Origin of the sequence: Streptomyces sp. R21 (assembly GCF_041051975.1) — a bacterium.
Taxonomy (GTDB): Bacteria; Actinomycetota; Actinomycetes; order Streptomycetales; family Streptomycetaceae; genus Streptomyces.
In genome coordinates this window covers 6,208,641-6,232,356 of the sequence record NZ_CP163435.1, presented here as the reverse complement: position 1 = coordinate 6,232,356, position 23,716 = coordinate 6,208,641, and the positions used below count along the sequence as shown (strand labels likewise).

General features: G+C 69.1%; 27 protein-coding genes, 1 tRNA gene and 1 riboswitch. Of the genes, 8 read left to right on the top strand and 20 right to left on the bottom strand.

Annotated elements, in window-relative coordinates; genetic code table 11:
- Positions 1–20: 20 nt before the first annotated feature.
- Positions 21–485 (bottom strand): hypothetical protein, encoded by a 465-nt coding sequence (locus tag AB5J56_RS27880; RefSeq protein ID WP_369236154.1) that lies wholly within the window; start codon positions 483–485, stop codon positions 21–23.
- Positions 486–581: 96 nt separating this feature from the next.
- Entirely contained in the window at positions 582–1,943 is a 1,362-nt protein-coding gene (locus tag AB5J56_RS27875; protein WP_369236153.1) for a DUF445 domain-containing protein, read from the bottom strand.
- Between the two features lie 220 nt (positions 1,944–2,163).
- Here AB5J56_RS27875 and AB5J56_RS27870 point away from each other — a divergent pair, with 220 nt between their 5' ends.
- Positions 2,164–3,498 carry an SGNH/GDSL hydrolase family protein gene (locus tag AB5J56_RS27870; protein WP_369236152.1) on the top strand — a complete coding sequence of 445 codons (1,335 nt, stop codon included), beginning with the start codon at positions 2,164–2,166 and terminating at the stop codon, positions 3,496–3,498.
- 29 nt (positions 3,499–3,527) lie between these two features.
- On the opposite strand, the gene AB5J56_RS27865 is transcribed toward AB5J56_RS27870, so the two are convergent.
- From AB5J56_RS27865 to AB5J56_RS27850, 4 genes are read right to left on the bottom strand one after another with little or no spacing between them, the layout of a single operon-like run.
- The gene (locus AB5J56_RS27865; protein ID WP_369236151.1) at positions 3,528–4,466 is read right to left on the bottom strand and encodes a DUF1707 domain-containing protein; all 939 of its coding nucleotides are present in this window, start codon (positions 4,464–4,466) and stop codon (positions 3,528–3,530) included.
- Positions 4,467–4,476: 10 nt separating this feature from the next.
- The gene (locus AB5J56_RS27860) at positions 4,477–5,451 is read right to left on the bottom strand and encodes an ATP-binding cassette domain-containing protein (protein ID WP_369236150.1); all 975 of its coding nucleotides are present in this window, start codon (positions 5,449–5,451) and stop codon (positions 4,477–4,479) included.
- Positions 5,452–5,456: 5 nt separating this feature from the next.
- The gene (locus tag AB5J56_RS27855) at positions 5,457–6,410 is read right to left on the bottom strand and encodes an ABC transporter permease (protein WP_369236149.1); all 954 of its coding nucleotides are present in this window, start codon (positions 6,408–6,410) and stop codon (positions 5,457–5,459) included.
- Positions 6,403–7,188: an ABC transporter permease gene (locus AB5J56_RS27850; protein ID WP_369236148.1), complete on the bottom strand. Its 786-nt coding sequence runs from the start codon at positions 7,186–7,188 to the stop codon at positions 6,403–6,405. The genes AB5J56_RS27855 and AB5J56_RS27850 overlap by 8 nt, the downstream gene beginning before the upstream one ends.
- 279 nt (positions 7,189–7,467) lie before the next feature.
- On the opposite strand from AB5J56_RS27850, the gene AB5J56_RS27845 reads away from it, so the two are divergent.
- Entirely contained in the window at positions 7,468–9,894 is a 2,427-nt protein-coding gene (locus AB5J56_RS27845; protein ID WP_369236147.1) for a transglycosylase domain-containing protein, read from the top strand.
- A 23-nt stretch (positions 9,895–9,917) separates the two neighbouring features.
- On the opposite strand, the gene AB5J56_RS27840 is transcribed toward AB5J56_RS27845, so the two are convergent.
- From AB5J56_RS27840 to AB5J56_RS27830, 3 genes are all read right to left on the bottom strand, one after another.
- Positions 9,918–10,238, bottom strand: a complete 321-nt coding sequence (locus AB5J56_RS27840) for a multidrug efflux SMR transporter (RefSeq protein WP_369236146.1) — start codon at positions 10,236–10,238, stop codon at positions 9,918–9,920.
- Positions 10,239–10,269: 31 nt separating this feature from the next.
- Positions 10,270–10,332: riboswitch (guanidine-III (ykkC-III) riboswitch) on the bottom strand.
- Between the two features lie 59 nt (positions 10,333–10,391).
- A complete protein-coding gene (locus tag AB5J56_RS27835; RefSeq protein ID WP_369236145.1) occupies positions 10,392–10,748 on the bottom strand; it encodes a co-chaperone GroES in 357 nt (118 codons plus the stop codon).
- A gap of 43 nt (positions 10,749–10,791) precedes the next feature.
- On the bottom strand, positions 10,792–11,130 hold the full coding sequence (locus AB5J56_RS27830) for a DUF3618 domain-containing protein (protein ID WP_369236144.1): 339 nt from the start codon (positions 11,128–11,130) through the stop codon (positions 10,792–10,794).
- Between the two features lie 141 nt (positions 11,131–11,271).
- Between AB5J56_RS27830 and bcp the strand changes: the two genes are divergently transcribed.
- Both bcp and AB5J56_RS27820 read left to right on the top strand, forming a co-directional pair.
- Complete coding sequence (gene bcp / locus AB5J56_RS27825) at positions 11,272–11,739, top strand: thioredoxin-dependent thiol peroxidase (protein ID WP_369236143.1); 468 nt, start codon at positions 11,272–11,274, stop codon at positions 11,737–11,739.
- A 39-nt stretch (positions 11,740–11,778) separates the two neighbouring features.
- Positions 11,779–11,865, top strand: a tRNA-Leu gene (locus tag AB5J56_RS27820).
- A gap of 30 nt (positions 11,866–11,895) precedes the next feature.
- Here AB5J56_RS27820 and rdgB read toward each other — a convergent pair.
- Both rdgB and AB5J56_RS27810 read right to left on the bottom strand, forming a co-directional pair.
- Positions 11,896–12,498, bottom strand: a complete 603-nt coding sequence (gene rdgB / locus AB5J56_RS27815; RefSeq protein WP_369236141.1) for an RdgB/HAM1 family non-canonical purine NTP pyrophosphatase — start codon at positions 12,496–12,498, stop codon at positions 11,896–11,898.
- 55 nt (positions 12,499–12,553) lie between these two features.
- Positions 12,554–13,003, bottom strand: coding sequence for a type II toxin-antitoxin system PemK/MazF family toxin (locus AB5J56_RS27810; RefSeq protein WP_369236139.1), 450 nt, complete (start codon positions 13,001–13,003; stop codon positions 12,554–12,556).
- Between the two features lie 316 nt (positions 13,004–13,319).
- On the opposite strand from AB5J56_RS27810, the gene AB5J56_RS27805 reads away from it, so the two are divergent.
- Positions 13,320–14,072 (top strand): MBL fold metallo-hydrolase, encoded by a 753-nt coding sequence (locus AB5J56_RS27805; RefSeq protein WP_369236137.1) that lies wholly within the window; start codon positions 13,320–13,322, stop codon positions 14,070–14,072.
- Between the two features lie 79 nt (positions 14,073–14,151).
- Here the strand turns inward: AB5J56_RS27805 and AB5J56_RS27800 are convergent, their stop codons facing one another.
- Positions 14,152–15,417, bottom strand: a complete 1,266-nt coding sequence (locus tag AB5J56_RS27800) for a PTS transporter subunit EIIC (protein WP_369236135.1) — start codon at positions 15,415–15,417, stop codon at positions 14,152–14,154.
- A 292-nt stretch (positions 15,418–15,709) separates the two neighbouring features.
- A complete protein-coding gene (locus AB5J56_RS27795) occupies positions 15,710–16,996 on the bottom strand; it encodes a PTS transporter subunit EIIC (RefSeq protein WP_369236133.1) in 1,287 nt (428 codons plus the stop codon).
- A 174-nt stretch (positions 16,997–17,170) separates the two neighbouring features.
- Between AB5J56_RS27795 and AB5J56_RS27790 the strand changes: the two genes are divergently transcribed.
- The 3 genes from AB5J56_RS27790 (at position 17,171) to AB5J56_RS27780 (ending at position 18,780) form a co-directional block, all read left to right on the top strand.
- Complete coding sequence (locus tag AB5J56_RS27790; protein WP_369236131.1) at positions 17,171–17,404, top strand: glucose PTS transporter subunit EIIB; 234 nt, start codon at positions 17,171–17,173, stop codon at positions 17,402–17,404.
- A gap of 79 nt (positions 17,405–17,483) precedes the next feature.
- Entirely contained in the window at positions 17,484–18,218 is a 735-nt protein-coding gene (gene rph / locus AB5J56_RS27785) for a ribonuclease PH (RefSeq protein WP_369236129.1), read from the top strand.
- Positions 18,219–18,387: 169 nt separating this feature from the next.
- A complete protein-coding gene (locus AB5J56_RS27780) occupies positions 18,388–18,780 on the top strand; it encodes a hypothetical protein (RefSeq protein ID WP_369236127.1) in 393 nt (130 codons plus the stop codon).
- A gap of 60 nt (positions 18,781–18,840) precedes the next feature.
- Here AB5J56_RS27780 and AB5J56_RS27775 read toward each other — a convergent pair whose 3' ends face one another.
- The 7 genes from AB5J56_RS27775 to clpS all read right to left on the bottom strand — a co-directional run bounded on the left by AB5J56_RS27775 (position 18,841) and on the right by clpS (position 23,643).
- Complete coding sequence (locus tag AB5J56_RS27775; protein WP_369236125.1) at positions 18,841–19,791, bottom strand: PLP-dependent cysteine synthase family protein; 951 nt, start codon at positions 19,789–19,791, stop codon at positions 18,841–18,843.
- A gap of 16 nt (positions 19,792–19,807) precedes the next feature.
- On the bottom strand, positions 19,808–20,086 hold the full coding sequence (locus tag AB5J56_RS27770; protein WP_369236123.1) for a MoaD/ThiS family protein: 279 nt from the start codon (positions 20,084–20,086) through the stop codon (positions 19,808–19,810).
- A gap of 108 nt (positions 20,087–20,194) precedes the next feature.
- A complete protein-coding gene (locus AB5J56_RS27765; protein ID WP_355780362.1) occupies positions 20,195–20,296 on the bottom strand; it encodes a putative leader peptide in 102 nt (33 codons plus the stop codon).
- A gap of 79 nt (positions 20,297–20,375) precedes the next feature.
- Positions 20,376–20,798, bottom strand: coding sequence for a Mov34/MPN/PAD-1 family protein (locus AB5J56_RS27760; protein ID WP_369236121.1), 423 nt, complete (start codon positions 20,796–20,798; stop codon positions 20,376–20,378).
- 78 nt (positions 20,799–20,876) lie between these two features.
- Complete coding sequence (locus AB5J56_RS27755) at positions 20,877–22,334, bottom strand: amino acid permease (protein ID WP_369236119.1); 1,458 nt, start codon at positions 22,332–22,334, stop codon at positions 20,877–20,879.
- A 345-nt stretch (positions 22,335–22,679) separates the two neighbouring features.
- Entirely contained in the window at positions 22,680–23,285 is a 606-nt protein-coding gene (locus AB5J56_RS27750) for a DUF2017 domain-containing protein (protein ID WP_369236117.1), read from the bottom strand.
- 40 nt (positions 23,286–23,325) lie between these two features.
- Complete coding sequence (clpS, locus tag AB5J56_RS27745) at positions 23,326–23,643, bottom strand: ATP-dependent Clp protease adapter ClpS (protein ID WP_369236115.1); 318 nt, start codon at positions 23,641–23,643, stop codon at positions 23,326–23,328.
- Positions 23,644–23,716: the final 73 nt, after the last annotated feature.

The window sequence follows — 23,716 nt, the reverse complement described above, 5'->3', positions numbered from 1 at the left end:
TCAGTCACGATCGCCGAGAGTCACGATCGCTGCGCGAGCATCAGTTCCTCGTCCACCAAGTCTGCCCTGAACTGCCGTGCCACCGCGGCCGCGACGAGCACTCCGGCCGCGATCAGGAAGGAGAAGAACGCCCAGGACAAGGGCCACGCGTTCGCGAACCCGTCCGGCGGACCAGGGTGCGTGCTCAGGGAGATGTGCATCAGGGTCGCCGGGGGCACGGCCACCAGCAGCAACGGCCAGCCCAGCGCGTCCCGGTGGCCGAAGTAGGCCGCCAGGGCCAGCAGGGCCACCGCGAGGGCGATGACGCCGAGGCCGGTCACCGGGGTCGTCTCCACGGTCGAATGCGCCGTCTCGGGGCGGTTGCGCAGATCCCAGGGCAGACAGACGAGGTACGCCGCACCGGAGAGGGCGGCGCCGAGGGTGCGCGTCAGCCAGCGTTCCGGCCAGGGGCGCGTTCGCAGGGGGCTCAACAGCTTCTCGGTCATGCGTACGAGAGTTCCGCGACCGGCGGGGCCCCGACAGAGTAGGCGTACTCAGACGTACCTAGGCCCGCGGCCCAAGTCCGCCAGGCAGCGAAGGTCCTACGCCCCCACCGCCCGTGACAGCACATAGATCAGCAGGCCCGCCAGCGATCCCACCACCGTGCCGTTGATCCGGATGAACTGGAGGTCGCGACCGATGTGGGCCTCGATCTTCTTGGTGGTGTGCTCGGCGTCCCAACTCGCGATGGTGTCGGTGATGAGGGAGGTGATCTCCTTGCGGTACGTCGTCACGACGTACACGGCCGCTCCCTCCACCCAGCCGTCGACCTTGGCCTGGAGCTTCGGCTCGACGGCCATCCTGGCGCCCAGCGACAGCAGCGAGGCCCGTACGCGCAGGCGCAGTTCGCTCTGCTCGTCCTCGGCGGCGGACACGATCATGGACCGTACGGCCGTCCAGGCGGAGGCGATCAGGTCCTGGACCTCGCCGCGGCCGAGCACGTCGCCCTTGAGGCGCTCGACGCGGGCGCGGGTGTCGGTGTCGGACTGGAGGTCGCCTGCGAAGTCGGTGAGGAAGCGGTCGAGGGCGCCGCGGGCCGGGTGCGAGGGGGCGTCGCGCATCTCGGTGACGAAGCGGAGCAGTTCCTTGTAGACCCGCTCACCGACCTTCCTGTCGACGAACCGCGGGGTCCAGCCCGGGGCGCCGCCCTGCACCGCGTTCATGATCTCGTCGTCGTGCAGCACCAGCCAGTCGTGGGCGCGGACGCAGATCAGGTCGACGACCCGCCGGTGACCGCCGTCCGCGACGACCTTCTCCAGCATCTTCCCGATGCCGGGTGCGATCTCCTGGGCGTCGGCGCGGCGTGTGATGGCCTCGCCGACGACCGCCTGGACGTCGGAGTCGCGCAGGACCGTGAGGGCGCCGCGCAGCGCGGTGGCCAGCTCGGCCGTCACCCGGTCGGCGTGCTCCGGTTCGGCGAGCCAGGCGCCCAGCCGGCTGCCGATGCCCACGGCGTGCAGCCGCTGCCGTACGACATCGGACGACAGGAAGTTCTCGCCGACGAACTCGCCCAGTGAGATGCCGAGCTGGTCCTTCTTGGTGGGGATGATCGCGGTGTGCGGGATGGGCAGGCCGAGCGGGTGGCGGAAGAGCGCCGTGACCGCGAACCAGTCGGCGAGCGCGCCCACCATGCCGGCCTCCGCGGCCGCCGCGACGTACCCCGCCCAGGCGCCCGCGCCCGCGTTCGACGCCCACTTCGCCAGGACGTAGACGACGGCGACGAAGAGCAGGAGTCCCGTCGCGGTGAGTTTCATACGGCGCACCCCGCGCCGCTTCTCCTCGTCGGCGGGGCTGAAGGTCGTCATCGCGCGTCCGGCCGGTGCGGTGCCGGTGCGGTTACCGGCGGCGCCCGGCCGGGCATGATGCCCTACGCCACTCGTTTCATCCGGTTTTGTGCGTTCCATCCACTCCACCCGTTCACGGTCCCCCTACAGACATTGTCCCTTCCTGACCGACTCCTGGAACGGAACAAGAGTTCCCGGCGTCTGTCCGGAGGGGGGAAGTCACTGGCGAACTCCGCGGCCCAATGGGGGGTCCTGTTCAACTACCCCCTGCCCCATGACGCATCATGGGGTCATCACATCGGAGCCTCGGGCTCCCATCGCCCGAGGAGACCCGCACCGCATGACCAAGCATCACGGTTATGCCCTGCTTTCGGCGATCGTTGCCGTGATCGTGGCCGTTTCCGCCGCGATATACATCGGTGTCGCCGCAGACGACGGCACGGCGCGGGACACCCTCGCCGCCGGCCGCACCCCGCACCAGTCCGCCGCCCCCGCCTCCACCGGCACCTGGGTCGGCTCCTGGTCGACCTCCCCCGTCGGCGCCGAACCCGGCACCGAGACGAACGGCATGGCGGGCCGTTCGGTCCGCAACGTCGTGCACACCGGCGCCGGAGGCACCGGGGCCCGCATCACACTCTCCAACCTCTACGGACAGCAGCCGCTGACCATCACCCACGCCTCCATCGCCGTGGCGGCGGCCGTGAACGACGCGGCGGCGGCGACCGGCACCATGCGCCGCCTCACCTTCGGCGGCAACACCTCGGTGGTCGTCCAGCCCGGACAGCAGGTGATGAGCGACGCCGTACGCGTCGAGATCCCGCACGACACGGACGTCCTCGTGACGACGTACTCGCCGATCCGGTCCGGCCCGGTCACCTACCACCCGCACGCACAGCAGATCTCCTACGTCGCCGAGGGCGACCGCACGGAGGACGTGAGCGGCACGCCGTACGCCGGCCAGACCCCGTACTGGCGCTACCTGACGGCTCTCGACGTGCTCAGCAACGAGTCGGCCGGCACCGTCGTCGTCTTCGGCGACTCGCTCACCGACGGCATCACCTCCACCGTCGGCGCCAACAGCCGCTGGCCGGACGTCCTTTCGGACCGGCTGCGCGCCTCCGCCGCGGCCGGCTCCTCCGACACGCCCCGCTACAGCGTCGTCAACCAGGGCATCAGTGGCAACCAGGTCCTCGCCAACGGCCTCGGCCGGCCGGCCGAGAACCAGGCCGGTGTGACCCGCTTCGGCCGCGACGTCCTCGACCGCACGAACGTCAAGGCCGTCGTCATCGACCTCGGCGTCAACGACATCCTGCGCAACCCCAAGCTCGCCGACCCCGACAGGATCATCGGCGGACTGCGCGCCCTGGTCCGGCAGGCGCACGCCCGCGGACTGCGCGTCGTCGGCGCGACCCTGATGCCCTTCCAGGGCCACCGCGGCTACAGCGGCGCCCGCGAGGCCGTACGCCAGCAGGTCAACGCGCAGATCCGCGCGGGCAAGGTGTACGACGCCGTCGTCGACTTCGACAAGGCGCTGCGCGACCCGTACAACCCGCGCCGGCTGCGCTCCGACTACGACTCGGGCGACCACCTCCACCCGAGCGACAAGGGCTACCAGCGGATGGCGGAGAACTTCGACCTCGACGAACTGAAGGGCGCGGCACCGGCCGAGCTGTAAGACCCTTCATCGAGACCGGGAGCCACAGCTCAGTACTCGCCGTCCCAGCGCCTGTCGCGGTGCCCGCGGCGGTCCTCGCGGCGGTCGCGGTGCCGTTCGCGGCGCTCCTCGTGGCGCGCCCTGCGCTCCTCGTGGCGCTCGCGGATCAGGTCGCGGTGCTCCTCGAGCGCCTCGCGCGCCGTGTCGTACAGGTCGTCCAGTACGTCCGGGTGGTCGGAGCGGCCCTCCAGCTCCCTGCGGGCCTCCCGGCGCTCCAGCTTCTCCTGGCGGCGCTGCTCCTTCAGGCGCAGGCGCTCGGAGCGGGGCAGCTTGCGCTCGACGCCCACGCCGCCCCAGAAGGCGAAGCCCGTGACGATCACACGCGGGGCGCCCGGGTCGCCGGCCCGGCCCTCCTCGCGGTGGTCGAAGCCGCCCATGATGCCGATGCCACGGACGACGACCTCGACACCGGGCGGCACGATCACGTTCGCGCCGCCCATGATGGCGACGCAGTTGACGACGACCTCCCGGTCCGCGAAGTTCGCGTCGCGCAGGTCGATCTCGCCGCCGCCCCAGAACGTGAACGAGGTGAAGCGCTTCGGCACCGTCCAGCGCCCCTTGCGCTGGAACCCGCCCATGATCGCCACACCCCACGCGGACGAACCCTCACCACCGACGATCCGGCCGGCCCAACTCCCGCTCTCGGCAGGCTCTTTGACCATCGACACCGGCGCCACGGCCGCCGCGCCGGGCAGATCGCGGGTGATCGGCGTCAGCTCGCCGTACGTCCGCGCCTTGAACGTCGCCTCCAGCCGCTGCTCGAACTCCTCCATGTCGAGGCGTCCTTCGGCGAGGGCGTCCCGCAGCTCCTCGGCGACTCGTTCACGGTCGGCGTCGGAGGCACGGAGCTCCTGGGCGGGGGGCCTGGGGGCCTGCTGCGGCAACCGCTCATCGTCGCGGCCCCCGGAAGACACAGCGTCGTCGGTCATGGCGTTCAGCCTACGAGGTTGCCTTCTCCGCGTACATGCGGCTGATGACCGCCTCGATGTCCGGCTCCCGCACGGAGAGGTCCACCAGCGGATATGTGGCGGCGATCCGCGCCACGAGCGGGGCCGCCGACTCCGACGCGGGGAACGCCAGCCACTGCCGCGGCCCCTCGACCTTCACGACCCGTGCCGACTCGGCCTGGATGGGCGGGAGTTCGCGCTCCAGGTCGACGACGAGGGTGCGCTCGCTCTCGCCCACCTCGTGCAGGCCGGCCAGCGCACCGTCGTACATCAGCCGCCCGTGGTCGATGACCATCACCCGCGAGCAGAGCTGCTCGATGTCCTGGAGGTCGTGTGTGGTGAGCAGCACGGTGGTGCCGCGCTCGGCGTTCAAGTCCCGCAGGAACTCCCGCACTTTGGCCTTGCTGACGACGTCGAGGCCGATGGTCGGCTCGTCCAGGTAGAGCACCTCCGGGTCGTGCAGCAGGGCCGCCGCGATGTCGCCGCGCATGCGCTGGCCGAGCGAGAGCTGACGTACGGGGACGTCCAACAGCTCGCCCAGTTCGAGGAGTTCGACGCAGCGGTCGAGGTTCTCGCGGTAACGGGCGTCCGGGATCCGGTACATGCGGTGCATCAGCCGGTACGAGTCGATCAGCGGGAGGTCCCACCACAGGGTCGTCCGCTGCCCGAACACGACGCCGATGCGCTGCGCGAGCCGCGTCCGCTCCCGGGACGGGTCGATCCCGGCGACGCGCAGCCGGCCGCCGCTCGGCATCAGGATCCCGGTGAGCATCTTGATGGTGGTCGACTTGCCGGCCCCGTTCGGACCGATGTAGCCGACCATCTCGCCGCGCGCCACGGTGAAGGAGAGCGAGTCCACCGCCCGCACCTGCCGCCGCTCACTGCGCAGAAAACCCGTCTTCTTGCGTACGTCGAAGACCTTCTCGACGCCGTCGAGTTCGATGAATGTACTGGACTCGGTGTCCACGTCGGCTAGCTCCCCGTGCTGCGGTAAGAACGAAGTCCCGCGCGCCATGCGAGGCCGGCGAGCGCACAGCACCCGGCGGCCACCAGCGGCGGCGTGAACGCGACCCACGTCGGCAGGTCGAGCGGATAGGGCCGCCCCAGCACGTACAGCGCGGGCAGCCAGTTGACGAAGGCGATCGGCACGACGAACGTGACCCCGCGCACCAGGTCCTTGGCGAAGACGGTCGGCGGGTACTGCAGCAGCGTGCCGCCGCCGTACGTGAACGAGCTCTGCACCTCCGCGGCGTCCTGCGCCACGAACTGGAAGGCCGCTCCCCCGACGAACACGGCCGCGAAGATCGCGCCGCCGCTGAGCAGCATCACCGGGAGCAGCAGCACCTTGAGCGGGGTCCACGCGATGTCGAGCACGGCGATCGCGTAGCCGAGGACCAGCAGCCCCTGGGTGATCCGGCCGAGGCGGCGCAGCGCGAAGCGGTCGGCGGCGACCTGCGCGAGCACCGGCGCCGGACGCACGAGCAGCGTGTCGAGCGTGCCGTCGCGCACCCGCCGCCCCAGCCGGTCGACCGAGCCGACGGACAGGTCCGCGAGCCCGAAGGCGGTGCCGGCGATGCCGTAGAGGAAGGCGACCTCGGGCAGCGAGTAGCCGCCGAGCCGGTCGACGTGCGAGAACATCAGCAGGATGGTGGCGAAGTCGAGTGCGGTCGCCGCGAAGTTGGCGAGCATGGTCATCGTGAAGGACGCCCGGTAGGCCATCGTGGAGCGGATCCACATGGCGGCGATCATGCGGTAGGCACGCAGCCCGTCGCGAGCGCGGGCATACGCGCCGTACGCCCGCTCCTGGCCGTACGTCTCTTGGCCGCCGTACGCCTTCGCCCGGCCGTTTTCCCGGCCGTTTTCCCGGCCCTGTCCCTGGCCGTCCTCCCGGCCGTCGGCCGCCTCCGTCCGCGCCGGACTAGCCACCCTGAACCACCACCCTCCGCGTCGCCACCGACTGGATCAGCCGCCCGAGCGTCAGCAGCGCGACGGCCCACCCGGCCTGGAAGGCGTACGTCGGCAGGGGCGCCGCCCGGCCGAGCAGGACGTCGGCCGGTGCCTGGATCAGCGACGACCAGGGCAGGGCGCGGACGAACTCGCCGAGCGCGCCCGGGAAGACGTTCAGCGGCAGCGTCATCCCCGAGCAGAAGAGCCCCGCGATCCAGGCGATCTGCACCGCGCCCGCCCCGTCGAGCAGCCAGAAGGCGGAGAGCGCCACCAGATAGCGGATCGAGAAGGACACGGCCAGCCCGAGCACCACCGCCACCAGGAACGCGGCCCAGGTCCACGGATCGGCGGGCAGCGCCAGGTCGAAGACGAGCGCGCCGAACACCAGCGGGACCACGCCGCGCCCCGCCAGCTGGAACAGCGCCCGGCCCGCGTCCTGCGCCAGCCACCACAGTTGGAGGTCGACGGGCCGGTACAGGTCGATCGCGATGTCACCCGTACGGATGCGCTCGATCAGCTCGTCCTCGAAGCCGCCGCCCATCACGGCCATCACCGCGAGCAGCGACTGGCCGAGCCACACATAGGTGAGCGCCTGCGCCTGGTCGTAGCCGCCGAGGTGCGGTCTCTCGTCCCACAGCGCGATGTAGGTGTACGCCAGGATCAGCCCGAAGACGGTGTTCGTGAACATCCCGGCCGCCGTGGCCACCCGGTAGGTGGCGTACCGCCGGAACGCACCCGCCGCGACGGCCCCGTACAAGCGTCCTGATAACCGTCCTGTCCCCACGGAAAGGGCCTCCTCCGCCGTTTTTGGCCGAAGCGCAGGAGCCTAGCCCGCGGGCCTCGCGGGGTGCCACGCATTTTCGTCGCCCCGTTTCGTTATGCGGTGCGCGCCGGTCTCCGGGAACGGAACGCTTGGTGCGACAGTCTTCAAGAGGGGGCGCAGAACGCGTACGCGGGCGTTCGGAACAACAAGGGCGTACGGGAACGACGAGGGCGTACGGGAACGTACGACGCAAAACAGGAGTCCGGCAAACAGATGAGCGACGAGTCGCAGCCGCAGCAACCGACGCAGGGCTGGGCGCCCAGGGAGCCCGAGACGGCTCCCCCGCCCGCGGCGGCCCCCGGGGCCCCGGGGACGGCAGGCAAGAAGCCCAAGCGCCCGAAGCGCACCGGCTGGCGCCGGCTCATCCCGACCTGGCGGATGGTGCTCGTCACCTTCATCACCGTGATCCTGCTGCTCATCGGCCTCTTCGCGCTCGGCTACTACCTGGTGAAGATCCCGCCCGCGAACGCCGCCGCGACCAAGCAGAGCAACGTCTACCTGTACGCGGACGGCAGCCAGCTCGCCCGCGACGGCGAGGTCAACCGCGAGAACGTGTCGCTCGCGCAGATCTCCAAGGTCGCCCAGCACGCGACGCTCGCCGCCGAGGACCGCGACTTCTACACCGAGTCGGCGATCGACCCCAAGGCGATGCTCCGCGCCGGCTGGAACACCGCCACCGGCAAGGGCAAGCAGTCCGGCTCCACGATCACCCAGCAGTACGTGAAGAACTACTACCTGGGCCAGGAGCAGACCGCGACGCGGAAGGTGAAGGAGTTCTTCATCTCCATCAAGCTCGACCGCCAGCAGAGCAAGAACGACATCCTCGAGGGCTACCTCAACACCAGCTACTACGGCCGCAACGCGTACGGCATCCAGGCCGCCGCCCAGGCGTACTACGGCGTCGACGCCCAGGACCTGACGGTCGGCCAGGGCGCCTACCTCGCCGCGCTGCTCAACGCGCCAAGTGAGTACGACGTGATCGCGCACCCCGAGAACAAGTCCGCGGCCCTCGCCCGCTGGAACTACGTCCTCGACGGCATGGTCAAGAAGAAGTGGCTCAGCCCCGCCGACCGCGCGAACGTCAAGTTCCCCATGCCCAAGGAGGCCAAGGGCTCGGCGGGCATGTCCGGGCAGCGCGGCTACCTCGTGAAGGCCGTCAACGACTACCTCTTCGAAAACAAGATCATCGACGAGGACACGCTCAGCGCCGGCGGCTACCGCATCACCACCACCCTCCAGAAGTCCAAGCAGGACGCCTTCGTCGAGGCCGTCAACGACCAGGTGATGGACAAGCTCGACAAGAAGAACAACAAGGTCGACAAGTACGTCCGCGCCGGCGGCGTCTCCATCGACCCGAAGACCGGCAAGGTCCTCGCGATGTACGGCGGCATCGACTACACCAAGCAGTACGTCAACAACGCCACCCGCCGCGACTACCAGGTCGGCTCCACCTTCAAGCCGTTCGTCTTCACCTCCGCCGTGGAGAACGGGTCCGAGACCCAGGACGGCCGCACCATCACCCCGAACACGGTCTACGACGGCACCAACGAACGCCCCGTGCAGGGCTGGTCCGGCGGCTCGTACGCGCCCGAGAACGAGGACGGCGTCTCCTACGGCGACATCACCGTGCGCACCGCCACCGACAAGTCCGTGAACTCGGTGTACGCCCAGATGGCCGTCGACGTCGGCCCCGACAAGGTCAAGGACACCGCGCAGGACCTCGGCATCCCCTCCGACACCCCCGACCTCACCGCCTCCCCCTCCATCGCGCTCGGCCCGGCCACCGCCAGCGTCCTCGACATGGCGCAGGCGTACGCCACGCTCGCCAACCACGGCAAGCACGGCACGTACACGATGGTCGACAAGATCACCAAGGAGGGCGCGGCGGACGTCAGCCTCCCGGAGACGAACACCAAGCAGGCCGTCAGCCGGGAAGCCGCCGACACCACCACGTCGATCCTGCAGAGCGTCGTCGACAGCGGCACCGCCACCGCCGCCCAGGCCGCCGACCGCCCCGCCGCGGGCAAGACCGGCACGGCGGAGGAGGACCAGGCCGCCTGGTTCGCGGGCTACACCCCCGACCTCGCCACCGTCGTCTCCGTCATGGGCCAGGACCCCGACACCGGCAAACACGAGTCGCTGTACGGCGCGATGGGCCTGCAGCGCGTCAACGGCGGCGGGGCGCCCGCCCAGATCTGGGCGCAGTTCACCAAGACCGCCCTCAAGGGCAAGCCGGTCACCGACTTCGACCTCGAACCGCAGGAGGGCTCGGACGAGCAGCAGTTCCCGCCGACCGAGCCCACCCAGCCGGGCACCGGCGGCGCGACCACCGGCGGCACGCCGACCCCGGGCGGCACCCCCACGACCGGCGGCGCGACCACCGGCGCCACCCCCACCACGGGCGGCACCACGACGGACGGCGGTACGACGACCACCGGCGGCGCCACCGACGGCGGCACCAGCACGGACGGCGGGACCACCACGGACGGCGGCACCACGACCACGGGCGGCGCCACCACCGACGGCGGTACGACGACCACGGGCGGCACGACGGACACCGGCGGCACCTCGACGGGAACGACCGGCACGACGGGCACGACGACGGGCGGCCCGCTCCGCCCCCTCTCAAGAAGAGACTGACCAGCTCCGGGCCACCCCGGGTCTCAGTGCCCGGAGGTGACCTTCAGCCCCACCACGGCCAGCAGCAGCAGACAGACGAAGAAGATCCGGGCGGCGGTCGCCGGCTCCCCCAGCACCACCATGCCGTACGCCGCCGCCCCGGCCGCGCCGATCCCGACCCACACGCCGTACGCCGTCCCGATGGGCAGCGACTTCGCCGCGTACGACAGCAGCAGCATGCTCGCAGCGATACCGACGCCCGTCCCCAGACTGGGCCACAACCGGGTGAACCCGTCGGTGTACTTCATGCCCACCGACCAGCCGACCTCCAGCAGACCGGCGACAAGCAGCAGAACCCAGGCCATGAGAGGCACCTCCGTGTACGGATCAACAGGGGGTGCGTCGTCTTTGCAGGCCCGGTACGGCGCGTCTCGTCGGGTCACTCAAAGGTAGCAAAGGAATGACAAAAGGGGCTGGTGACGAGGGCCACCAGCCCCTGGAACCCGCTGCGGATCCCGCTACAGATACAGCCCGGTGGAGTCCTCGGACCCCTCGAAACGGTCCGCGGCCACGGCGTGCAGATCGCGCTCACGCATCAGCACGTACGCGGTGCCGCGCACCTCGACCTCGGCGCGGTCCTCCGGGTCGTACAGCACGCGGTCGCCCGGCTCGACGGTCCGCACGTTCTGCCCGACCGCGACGACCTCGGCCCAGGCGAGGCGCCGGCCGACGGCCGCCGTCGCGGGGATCAGGATGCCGCCGCCGGAACGCCGCTCGCCCTCGGCGGCGTCCTGCCGCACCAGCACACGGTCGTGCAGCATGCGGATGGGCAACTTGTCGTCATGGGTGCTGTGCTTGTCCCGATTGGCGCTCACGCCCCGAACCTACCTGCCTCAACGTCTTTCGTACGCGGCCGGGTCAGCCCTTGCGCCGCCGCGAACCCACCGCGAGCAGCCCCACGACCCCCACCACGACGAGCGCCACCGGCACGATGCGCTCCAGCCGCGGCGCGCCCTCCTCGGTGACGAGCTGGCCCTTCACCTCGCTGACGACCCGGTTGACCCCGACGTACGCACGCCCGAGCGTGTGGTCGATGTTGGAGACGACCTTGGCCTTCGCGTCGCCGACGATCGTCTTCGGGTGCACCCGCACGCCGATCTCGTCGAGCGTATCGGCGAGCACCTCACGGCGGCGCTTGATGTCCGCCTCGATCTCCGCCGGAGTCCTGATATCCGACGCTCTCGACGTATCCGACACCGCGCAGCCTCCGTGGTCGTGTCCTGTGTTTCCGATTCTGTGCCCTCGACAGTCTGTCAGCTCGGGCCGCGACGCACCGCTCGGCACCCCCATTACGCTCGTTCCGTAACCAAGCCCACCACCCGGCCACGTGAGGTACCGATGAGCGAGCGACTCCAGCCCGGCGACACCGCCCCCGCCTTCACCCTGCCCGACGCCGACGGCAACGAGGTCTCCCTCGCCGACCACAAGGGCCGCAAGGTCATCGTCTACTTCTACCCCGCCGCCCTCACCCCCGGGTGCACCAAGCAGGCCTGCGACTTCACGGACAACCTGGAGGTGCTGGCGGGCGCGGGCTACGACGTCATCGGCATCTCCCCCGACAAGCCCGAAAAGCTCGCCAAGTTCCGCGAGAAGGAGTCCCTCAAGGTCACCCTGCTGGCCGACCCCGAGAAGACCGTCACCGAGGCCTACGCCGCCTACGGCGAGAAGAAGAACTACGGCAAGACGTACATGGGCGTCATCCGCTCCACGGTCATCGTGGACGAGCAGGGCAAGGTCGAACGCGCCCTGTACAACGTGCGGGCGACGGGCCACGTGGCGAAGATCATCAAGGATCTGGGGATCTGAGGGCGCTGCCCGGCCGATAGCATGGCCGGGCAGCATCGGGCGGCCGTGGTGGAATTGGCAGTCACGCTGGGTTTAGGTCCCAGTGGGGTAACTCCCGTGAGGGTTCGAGTCCCTCCGGCCGCACCAGCGCCTTGTGCGCCTGAGCGCGTTGAGCGCCTAGCCGAGCAACTCCCTTACGACCGGCGCCAACGCCCGGAACGCCTTCCCCCGATGGCTGATCGCGTTCTTCTCGGCCGGGGTCAGCTCGGCGCACGTTCGCGTGTCGCCCTCCGGCTGGAGGATCGGGTCGTAGCCGAAGCCGTTCGTGCCGGTGGGGGCGTGGCGCAGGGTTCCGCGGAGTTGGCCCTCGACGACCCGCTCCGTGCCGTCCGGGAGGGCGAGTGCTGCCGCGCACGCGAAATGGGCGCCCCGGTGCTCGTCGGCGATGTCCGACAGTTGGGCCAGGAGAAGGTCCAGGTTGGCTCGGTCGTCGCCGTGCTTTCCTGCCCAGCGGGCGGAGAAGATGCCCGGCGCGCCGTTGAGGACGTCGACGCACAGGCCCGAGTCGTCGGCGATCGCCGGGAGGCCGGTGGCCTGGGCGAGGGCGTGGGCCTTGAGGAGGGCGTTCTCGGCGAAGGTGACGCCGGTTTCCTTGACGTCGGGGATGTCGGGGTAGGCGTCGGCGCCGACGAGTTCGTGCGGGAGGCCGGCGTCGGCGAGGATCGCGTGCAGCTCGGTGATCTTTCCGGCGTTGCGGGTGGCGAGGATCAGGCGGGTCATGGGACCAGTATCCCGAGGAGGGGCGGTGCCTCTCACGGCACCCGCGTACCGGCGGCTATCCCGCCAGGTAGCGGACCTGGTCCCACAGGACCGGGTCGACCACGCCGACGCGGCGGCGGAAGTCCCAGAGGGGTACGTCGCGGAGTTCGTCCGTTTCGAGGAAGCTGGCGCGGCCGTGGGCGTCGCCCACGGCTCCGGGGGGCAGGGGGATCACTCCGGCGCGTTCGTCGTGGTACTTGCTGGTGATCTTGGCAACGGTGGCGCGGTCGCCACGTACGTTCAGAACGAGGCAGGGTCGGTCCTTCACGCCGGGGCCGTCCTCATAGGGGACGTTCGCCCACCAGATCTCGGCGGGCTGCGGCCGGGCGCCGCGCTGCCGGGGGCGGCCCGGCGGGCGGGTGCGGGCGGACGGTCGGCGGCCGCGTCGTCCCCAGCCGTCGACGAGGGTCGCGACGAGTGCGAGCAGCACGACGGCCGCGAGCGCGAGCCACCAGGACGTGTCCATACCAAGAAGGTACCGGCGGGTACGCGCGTTCGCTTCCCGTCTGTTTGTACGTCATCCGGCGCTTCCGCTTCTGCGTCCGCTTCCGCGGCCGGAGTACCCGTCCGTGCCTGTGTTCGTTCGATCCATCCGAACCGGTGACAGCTCAGGTGAGTTCGCCCACAACGGCCCCTGGCAGAGGAGCGACCGGCCCTTTTGCGCCTTACGCTCGACGGACCGCACGACCCCCGTTCCCACATCTGCTCCGAGTACATGCTCCGGGTTCCCGGTCACCGCATCTGCTCTGTGCACTTCCTGCCAGCGCGGAGGTTCCAGCTTTATGAAGCTCACCGTCGTCGGCTGCTCGGGGTCGTTCCCGTCCGCGGAATCGGCCTGCTCGAGCTACCTCGTCGAGGCCGACGGCTTCCGGCTGCTTCTCGACATGGGCAATGGTGCCCTTGGCGAGTTGCAGCGCCACTGCGGTCTCTACGACCTCGACGCGATCTTCCTCAGCCATCTGCACGCCGACCACTGCATCGACATGTGCGCGTATTTCGTCGCGCGCTACTACCGCCACGACGGCGGCCGTGCCGCTCCGATCCCGGTCTATGGGCCCGAGGGCACGGAGCAGCGTCTGACCACCGCGTACGCGGACACTCCTTCGGCCTCCTCGATGAGTGAGGTCTTCGACTTCCACACGGTCAAGCCGGGTACGTTCGAGATCGGTCCGTTCACCGTGCACACGGAGAAGGTGCGCCACCCTGTGGAGGCGTACGGCATCCGGGTGGAGCACGGTGGGAGGTCGCTCACGTACTCCGGGGACACGGGCGTGAGCGAGGCTCTGGACGAACTCGCCCGGGACACCGATCTGTTCCTGTGCGAGGCGGCGTTCACGCACGGCAAGGAGAACATTGCGGATCTGCATCTCAACGGCCTTGAGGCGGGCGAGACGGCGGCCCGTGCCGGGGCGCGTCGGCTGGTGCTGACGCACATCCCGCCGTGGACGGACCCGCAGATCAATCTGGCGGACGCGCGGACCGCGTTCGCGGGTCCGGTGGAGCTGGCGGCGCCTCGGGTGTCGTACGAGATCTGAGCGGACGCACGCAGACATACGGGCGAAGGCCCCCGGACCCTGTCGGTTCCGGGGGCCTTCGCCCGTATGTGCGGCGGGGCTACTTGGCCTCGGCCTTCTGCAGTTCAGCCAGTTCCTCGTCGGACTCGCGGCCCGGTGTCGGCAGGTTGAACTTGATGATCGCGAAGCGGAAGACCGCGTAGTAGACCACCGCGAAGCAGAGGCCCACCAGGACGAGGCCCCAGGGGTTCGTCGCGATGCCGAGGTTGAGGCCGAAGTCGACCGCGCCGGCGGAGAAGCCGAAGCCGTCCTTCATGCCGAGTGCCCAGGTCAGCGCCAGGGAGACGCCGGTGAGGACCGCGTGGATCGCGTAGAGCACGGGCGCGATGAACATGAAGGTGAACTCGATGGGCTCGGTGACGCCGGTGACGAAGGAGGTCAGCGCGATCGAGAACATCATGCCGCCGACGACCTTGCGGCGCTCGGGGCGGGCGCAGTGGACGATCGCCAGGCACGCGGCCGGGAGGCCGAACATCATGATCGGGAAGAAGCCGGTCATGAACTGTCCGGCGCTCGGGTCGTGGGCGAGGAAGCGTGCGATGTCGCCGCTCTTGCCGTGGTAGTCGCCCGCCTGGAACCAGGGGAAGGAGTTCAGCAGGTGGTGCATGCCGATGGGGATCAGGGCGCGGTTGGCGACGCCGAAGATGCCCGCGCCGACGGCGCCCGAACCGACCAGCCACTCACCGAAGTTGTGCAGACCCGTGCCGAGGACCGGCCAGATGTAGCCGAAGACGATGCCGATGAGCAGGCCCGCGAAGGCGGAGAGGATGGGGACGAGGCGGCGGCCGCCGAAGAAGCCCGCCCAGTCGGGGAGCTTGGTCCGGTAGAACTTCTGGTACAGCAGGGCGACGACTATGCCCATCACCACGCCGCCGAGGACCTTGGCGTCCACCGGGGCGTCGACCATGACCACCTTGCCGTCGACGGCTGTGGCCACCTTGGGCAGGTTCTTGTCGGTGAACGTGGCGAGCACGTTCTTGAAGACCAGGTAGCCGACGACGGCCGCGAGGGCGGTCGAGCCGTCCGACTTCTTGGCGAAGCCGATCGCGATGCCGACGGCGAACAGCAGCGCCATGTTGTCGAGGATCGCGTTGCCACCCGCCGCCATGAAGCCGGCGATCTTGGTGAGGAACGTCGGGAACGACGGGCGTCCCAGCATGTCGGTGTTGCCGAGGCGTACCAGAAGCGCGGCTGCGGGCAGGACGGCGACCGGCAGCATCAGGCTGCGGCCGATGCGCTGCAGGACAGCCATCGCGCCGGAGCCCTTCTTCTTTCCGGCCGCGGGAGCGGCGGTGGCCGTGGACACAACTTCCTCCAGGGGGCAAGGCGCCGCCTGGGGACAGGGAAAAGGGTGGACGGCGGCGTCTCGGATGGAACGCGGTCGGCGCCGCGTGGTCTACACCACTGAGTGGTGTAGACCTGTTGTAGCACGGTGAAGGCTGGATAAGGAACCCACGAATTTTGTGGCCTGGGCCATAAACGGAGGATTCGGCTCCCTTCATGCCTAAGGGCCCCTCGGATCACACCGAAGGGCCCTCGGACCGGCTGGTCCGAGGGCCCTTCGTGGGGATGCCGTGATGCCCGTACGGCGGTGGTGGCTACGCCTTGGTGGTGTCCTCCACCTCGTCCTCCGGCTCCCGTCCGGGAGTCTTGAGGTCGAACTTGGTGATCGCGAAGCGGAAGATCGCGTAATACACGGCCGCGAAGCACAACCCGATCGGGATCATCGCCCAGGGTTTGGTCGCCAGGTTCCAGTTGATCACGTAGTCGATCAGACCGGCCGAGAAACTGAAGCCGTCGTGCACACCCAGGCCCCAAGTCACCGCCATCGAGACACCGGTGAGCAGCGCGTGGATCACGAACAGCACCGGCGCGACGAACAGGAAGGAGTACTCGATCGGTTCGGTGATGCCCGTGACGAACGAGGTCAGCGCCACTGAAAGCATCAGACCGCCAATCTCCTTGCGTCGATGGGGCTTTGCACAATGCGTGATGGCGAGCGCGGCGGCCGGCAGCGCGAACATCATGATGGGGAAGAACCCGGAGGTGAACTGGCCCGCGTTCGGGTCGCCCGCCAGGAACATGTTGATGTCGCCGTGCACGATCTCGCCGTTGGGCTTGGTGTAACTGCCGAACTGGAACCAGATGGGCACGTTCAGGAACTGGTGCAACCCGATCACCAGCAGCGCCCGGTTGGCCAGGCCGAAGACGCCCGCTCCCCAGGCCCCCAGCCCCGAAAGCCAGTCGCTGAAATTCTCCAGACCGTCACCGATCGGCGGCCACGCCCACACGCAGAGCGAGGCGAACGCCATCGCCACGAACGCCATGATGATCGGCACCAGTCGGCGGCCGTTGAAGAAGCCCAGCCAGTCCACCAGCTTCGTACGGTGGTAGCGCTGCCAGAAGTACGCCGCCAGCAGCCCGATGACGATGCCGCCGAAAACCCCGGGATTCTGATACGTGAACTCCGCGACGGAGTTGTCGGCCGCCTGGCAGCCGAGTTTGACCTCCACGGAGCCGGACGGGCAATCCTCCGGGAACTGGCGCAGCACGTTGTAGTAGACGAGGAAACCCGCGACCGCCGCGAGCGCGGTGGAGCCGTCCGCCTTCTTCGCCATGCCGATGGCCACGCCCACACAGAACAGCATGGGCAGCCCGAGGTTGCCGCTGAGCAGCGCGCCGCCCGCGCCGCCCATCACCTTGGAGACGTTGTCCCAGCCCAGCCCGTCCGCACCGAACACGTCCGGCTGGCCGAGCCGGTTGAGAATGCCCGCGGCCGGCAGCACGGCGATCGGCAGCTGGAGGCTCCGCCCCATCTTCTGCAGGCCTTGGAAGGCGGTATTCCAGCGGGCGCGCGCGGGTGAGACGGCGCTGTCGGCACTCATGGGCGTCCTCCGGGCAGGGCCGGTTTGGCGACCGCCCGTCAGGTGGTGTAGACCAGTTGAAGGACGGTCGCGCTGTCGTGAACGCCATCATTCGGCACCTGCGACATGACCGCTCGCGAAGATGGGCCAACTGTGGGTTACTGCGACAAAGCGGTTCGGATCAGGGAGTAAGACATGGCCACCAAGGCTGAGAAGATCGTTGCCGGACTCGGCGGGATCGACAACATCGAAGAGGTCGAGGGCTGCATCACCCGGCTGCGCACCGAGGTCATCGACGCGAGCAAGGTCGACGAGGCCGCCCTGAAGGCCGCGGGCGCGCACGGCGTCGTCAAGATGGGCACGGCGATCCAGGTCGTGATCGGCACGGACGCCGACCCGATCGCGGCGGACATCGAAGACATGATGTGAGTGTCTGACGCTCACCCCTGAGGGGCCCCTTCGGCAACCGGAGGCGGCCCCTCACCCATGTGCGGCTAGGCTCAGCGGCATGTCTCGAATCGACGGCCGCACCCCTGAACAGCTCCGCCCCATCACCGTCCAGCGTGGCTGGAGCAAGCACGCCGAGGGCTCCGTCCTCGTCTCCTTCGGTGACACGAAGGTCTTCTGCACCGCCTCCGTCACCGAGGGCGTCCCGCGCTGGCGCAAGGGCAGCGGCGAGGGCTGGGTCACCGCGGAGTACTCGATGCTGCCGCGCGCCACGAACACCCGCGGCGACCGCGAGTCCGTGCGCGGCAAGATCGGCGGCCGTACGCACGAAATCAGCCGTCTCATCGGCCGTTCGCTGCGCGCCGTCATCGACTACAAGGCGCTCGGCGAGAACACGATCGTCCTCGACTGCGATGTCCTCCAGGCCGACGGCGGCACCCGCACCGCCGCGATCACCGGGGCGTATGTCGCCCTCGCCGACGCCGTCGCCTGGGCGCAGGGCAAGAAGCTGGTCAAGGCCGGCCGGCAGCCGCTGACCGGCACGGTCTCCGCCGTCTCCGTCGGCATCGTGGGCGGAGTCCCGCTGCTGGACCTCTGCTACGAGGAGGATGTGCGGGCCGACACCGACATGAACGTCGTCTGCACCGGCGACGGGCGGTTCGTGGAGGTTCAAGGCACCGCGGAGGCCGAGCCGTTCGACCGCAAGGAACTCAACGCCCTGCTGGATCTGGCTGTTTCGGGCTGCGACGAGCTGGCTGCCATTCAGCGGGCGGCTCTTGAGGCAACCGCGGAATAAGTCTTCGCGTTCTAAAGGGTACGGGCGTACGGTCCAGCCGTGCGTCCGTAGAGCTGGAGATCATGGATCTGCGGATCCATGATCCGACGTTCCGTTGACCGCCGCATTCCGCATGTATGCATGTCCGCGCGTTTCCTGCGTTGGCATGCCCACGGGGAGGGACCGTTCCATGGCCTCGCGCCACCGCCGCCGTATCGCCGCATTCGCCGTTGTCGCCGCACTCGTCGCCGCACCGGCGGTGGTCGGCTGCGATGCGGTCGACAAGGCCCTGGACTGTTTCCAGACCGCCGAGACCATCGCCGACAGCGTCACCGATCTCCAGCAGGCGGTGGAGAACGCGTCGAACGACCCGACGCAGACCGACGAGTCCCTCAGCGCCATCGAGAAGAACCTCGACAAGATCGGCGACAAGACGGACAACACCGATGTGAACAAGGCGGTCGACGATCTGAGCACGGCCGTCGACAACGTCCGTACGGCCGTGCAGAACGGCGACAAGACGCCCGACATCAGCCCGGTCACGGACGCGGCGGGCGAGCTGACGAAGGTGTGCAAGCCGTAGTCGGAGCTGCGGGGGGTCTGGGGCCGGGCCCCAGACCCTCAGAGCCTGTGACGCAGGCTCTTACGCCCAGAGCTGTCCGTGCAGTGTCTCGATCGCTTCCTCCGTCGTCGCCGCCGTGTAGACGCCGGTCGACAGGTACTTCCAGCCGCCGTCGGCCACGACGAAGACGATGTCGGCGCTCTCCCCCGCCTTGACGGCCTTGTTGCCGACGCCGATCGCGGCGTGCAGGGCGGCTCCGGTGGAGACGCCCGCGAAGATGCCCTCCTGCTGGAGGAGTTCACGGGTGCGGGTGACCGCGTCGGCGGAGCCCACGGAGAAGCGGGTGGTGAGGACGGAGGCGTCGTACAGCTCCGGTACGAAGCCCTCGTCGAGGTTGCGCAGGCCGTAGACCAGGTCGTCGTAGCGCGGCTCCGCGGCGACGATCTTGACGTCCGGCTTGTTCTCGCGGAGGAAGCGGCCGACGCCCATCAGGGTGCCGGTGGTGCCGAGCCCGGCGACGAAGTGGGTGACCGACGGGAGGTCGGCGAGGATCTCCGGGCCCGTCGTCGCGTAGTGCGCGCCCGCGTTGTCCGGGTTGCCGTACTGGTAGAGCATCACCCAGTCCGGGTGCTCGGCGGAGAGCTCCTTGGCGACGCGGACGGCGGTGTTGGAGCCGCCCGCGGCGGGGCTGGGGATGATCTCGGCGCCCCACATGGCGAGCAGCTCGCGGCGTTCCTGCGAGGTGTTCTCGGGCATCACGCACACCATGCGGTAGCCCTTGAGCTTGGCCGCCATGGCGAGGGAGATGCCGGTGTTGCCGCTCGTCGGCTCCAGGATCGTGCAGCCCGGCGTCAGGCGGCCGTCCTTCTCCGCCTGCTCGATCATGTGCAGGGCCGGGCGGTCCTTGACCGAGCCGGTCGGGTTGCGGTCCTCGAGCTTCGCCCAGATCCGGACGTCGTCGGACGGCGAGAGCCGCGGCAGGCGCACCAGGGGGGTGTTGCCCACCGCGGCCAGCGGGGAGTCGTAGCGCATGGGGATCCGCGGCCGATCAGACCATCCCGCCGGCGACGGCCGGCAGGATCGTCACGTTGTCGCCGTCGGTGAGCTTGGTGTTGATGCCGTCGAGGAAGCGGACGTCCTCGTCGTTGAGGTACACGTTGACGAAGCGGCGCAGTTCGCCGCCGTCCACGATGCGGGCCTGGATGCCCGTGTGGCGGCTCTCCAGGTCGGTGAACAGCTCGGCGAGGGTGTCCCCGCCGCCCTCGACGGCCTTCTGTCCGTCGGTGTAGGTGCGGAGGATGGTGGGGATGCGGACCTCGATGGCCATGTCTGTGGGCTCCTGTCGGGAGTGGTAGGTCGGTGGGCGCGCGGCAGCGCGAGAAGCGGGTGGTACGCAGGTCGGGCGCCGCGGCTCACGGCCTTACGGCGGCAGGGGTCAGCGCGGACAGAGGGCGCTGTTCAGCCTGCACAGGTCGACGTGCAGCCGCGCCACGAGCAGCATGCCCGGCGTCTTTTCGCTCACGTCGTGGGAAACCATGGGCTCATCGTATCGATTCCCGGTCCCGGTCCCGGAGTGTGATCTCAGATCGTGGATGAATTCCGGCCGAAATGCGAGATCAGTACGTCTCCACCACCGTGACCTCCTCCTCCGTGATCTCGCCCTCCACGATGCGGAAGGAGCGGAACTGGAAGGGGCCGGCGTCGTCGGTGTCGGCGGTGGAGACCAGGACGTAGTGGGCGCCGGGCTCGTTCGCGTACGAGAGGTCGGTGCGGGAGGGGTAGGCCTCGGTGGCCGTGTGGGAGTGGTAGATGATCACCGGCTCCTCGTCGCGGTCGTCCATCTCGCGGTAGAGCTTGAGGAGGTCCTGCGAGTCGAACTCGTAGAACGTGGGCGAGCGGGCGGCGTTCAGCATCGGGATGAAGCGCTCGGGGCGGCCCTCCCCCACCGGGCCCGCGACCACGCCGCACGCCTCGTCGGGGTGGTCCTGGCGTGCGTGGGCGACGATCTGGTCGAACAGGGCCTGGGTGATGGTCAGCATGGGGAAGAGGATATGCGTGTGGGCCGCCGCGTACCGAAGGGTGGTACGGGGCGGCCCACATCGTGAGCGGGGTGGGGCTCAGACCTGCTCGTACACCGGCTCGCGGCGCTCGGTGACCTGCGGGTTGCGGGTCTTCAGTACGGCCCAGCCGATGCCGAGTGCGGCCGCCCAGATGGCCATCACGTACAGGCAGACGCGGGAGTCGGCGTCGTACGCGATCAGGCCCGTGACGAACAGCAGGAAGGCGATCGCCACGTAGCTGCACTTCGCGCCGCCGGGGGCGGGGAAGGAGGACGCGGGCAGGCGGCCCGCGTCCACGGCGCGGCGGTAGAGGACGTGGCTGATGAGGATCATCAGCCAGGTCCAGATGCCGGCGGCGGTGGCCACCGAGGTGACGTAGCCGAAGGCCTTCTCCGGGACGATGTAGTTCAGGACCACGCCGATGCCCATGAAGGCGACGGAAATCGTGATGCCGAGCGCGGGGGTCTTGGAGGCCGACAGCTTGCTGAAGGCGCGGGGGGCCTCGCCGTTGTCCGCGAGATTGCGCAGCATGCGGCCCGTGGAGTACATGCCCGAGTTGCAGGAGGAGAGGGCGGCGGTCAGCACCACGAAGTTGACGATGCCCGCGCCGGCCGGGATGCCGATCATCGCGAAGGCCTTCACGAAGGGGCTGACGCCCTCCGCGAACTCGGTCCACTTCACGACGCAGAGGATGACGGTGAGGGCGCCGACGTAGAAGAGGGCGATGCGCCAGGGCAGGGTGTTGATCGCCTTGGGGAGCGTCTTCTCCGGGTTCTCGGACTCGCCCGCGGTGACGCCGACCAGCTCGACGGCGAGGTAGGCGAACATCACGCCCTGGAGGGTCATCAGGGACGAGCCGATGCCCTTGGGGAAGAAGCCGTCGAACTCCCAGAGGTTGGAGACGGCCGCGGTGTCACCGGCGGAGCTGAAGCCGAAGGTGAGCACACCCAGGCCGATCACGATCATGCCGATGAGGGCGGTGACCTTGATCATCGAGGCCCAGAACTCGATCTCGCCGAACACCTTCACCGAGATCAGGTTGGCGACGAAGAGAACGATCAGGAAGACCAGCGCCGACGTCCACTGCGGGATCGACGGGAACCAGTAGTGCACGTAGATCGCGGCGGCGGTGAGTTCCGCCATGCCGGTGACCACCCACATCAGCCAGTACGTCCAGGCTGTGAAGTAGCCGAAGAACGGGCCCAGGAACTCGCGCGAGTAGTCCGCGAACGAGCCCGAGACCGGGCGGTAGAGGAGCAGTTCGCCGAGCGCCCGCATGATGAAGAAGATGATCACGCCGGCGAGGGCGTACATCAGGATGAGGCTCGGGCCCGCCTTGGCGATGTTCGCACCGGCGTTGAGGAACAGGCCGACGCCGATGGCGCCGCCGATCGCGATCATCTGGACCTGACGGCTGCCGAGCCCTCGCTCGTACCCCTCTTCGGGGGCGTCGCCGCCCACGACTCCATTGCGGTCGTGCGCGTCGTACTGCTTGCCGACCTGCGACGAGGTCATGTTGGTGCGCCTTTCTCCATGCCGAACCGAGCCAGTCCCATGGCTTCGGATCGGGTTCCGATCCCCCCGGATGTGATGGAGCTGAGCGGGTTCTGCGACCCGCTCGTGCCTGGCCGGCGGTCGCCGGCTCGGTGGCGCACCCGACCGGACCTGGGTGGTGTCCTGTCGGGCGGTCGTGAAGATTTATCACGGCCGCAACATGGATCGGCTGTACGGTTCGTGGCGCACGCCACAGGAAGAACCGGACAAACGGCAAACCGCGCCCCAAAGGACGCGGTCATGGTGACGTGATCGTTATCCGGATCTGAGCGTCCGCTGAGCGAACGAACCGCACCGGCGAACCGGCTACGGCATCAGGGTGTTCACCAGCGTCTCCTGGAGACCGCCCAGCCACAGGTACGCCATCACCATCGGCTTGCGCGGGTCCTCGTCCGGCAGCTGGTAGAGGAGGTCGGTGTCCTCCTCATCGGCGATGTCGAGGCGGGAGCCGATCGCCAGGCGCAGGTCGTTGAGGGTGCGCAGCCACCGCCCGCACTCCTCGGCGGACAGCTTGAGGACGGCGCCGCCCTCGCCCGCCGTGCTGATCATGTCCAGGGAGCGGATCACCGCGAGGGCGTTCTCGCGCTTGCCGGCCCGCAGGTCGTTCTCGGTGAAGCGGCGGAACTCCGCGGAGTGCGCGCGCTGCTCGTCGGCCTCCTCGGGCGAGTTGGCCTCGACGTCGGGGCCGCTGTAGGCGTCGGGGAAGAGCCGCATCAGCACCGGGTCGGAGGGCGGCTCGCTGGGGCCTTCCGCGAACAGCTCGGCGAGCGGGTCGTCGGGGGCGTTCTCGGCGGGGCCCGGTCCGATGAGCTCCAGGAGCTGCACGGCGAGGGAGCGGATGATCGAGATCTCGACGTCGTCGAGTGCGACGGCCGCGCCGCCGCCGGGGATCGGTTCGAAGTGTCCTGGCATCAGGTTGCGTCGCTACTTCCGGTCCACTCGGTACGTGAGATCACTTGCGGTCCTGCTGAAGGGTGGCCCACAGGCCGTAGCCGTGCATGGCCTGGACATCGCGCTCCATCTCCTCGCGGGATCCGCTGGAGACGACCGCACGGCCCTTGTTGTGGACGTCGAGCATGAGCTTGGTGGCCTTGTCCTTGGAGTAGCCGAAGTACGCCTGGAAGACGTACGTCACATAGCTCATGAGGTTCACCGGGTCGTTGTGGACGATCGTCACCCACGGGACATCGGGCTCGGGTACGGCGAAGACCTCTTCCGCCGACTCGGTCTTTTCGGTCTCTAGGGGAGCGGGAGCCGTCACACGGCCCATGCTGCCACCAGAAGGGGGTGCCCGGCCAAACGGGCCGGGAAAACCGACCCCCTAAATCGTCAGAGTGACGAGA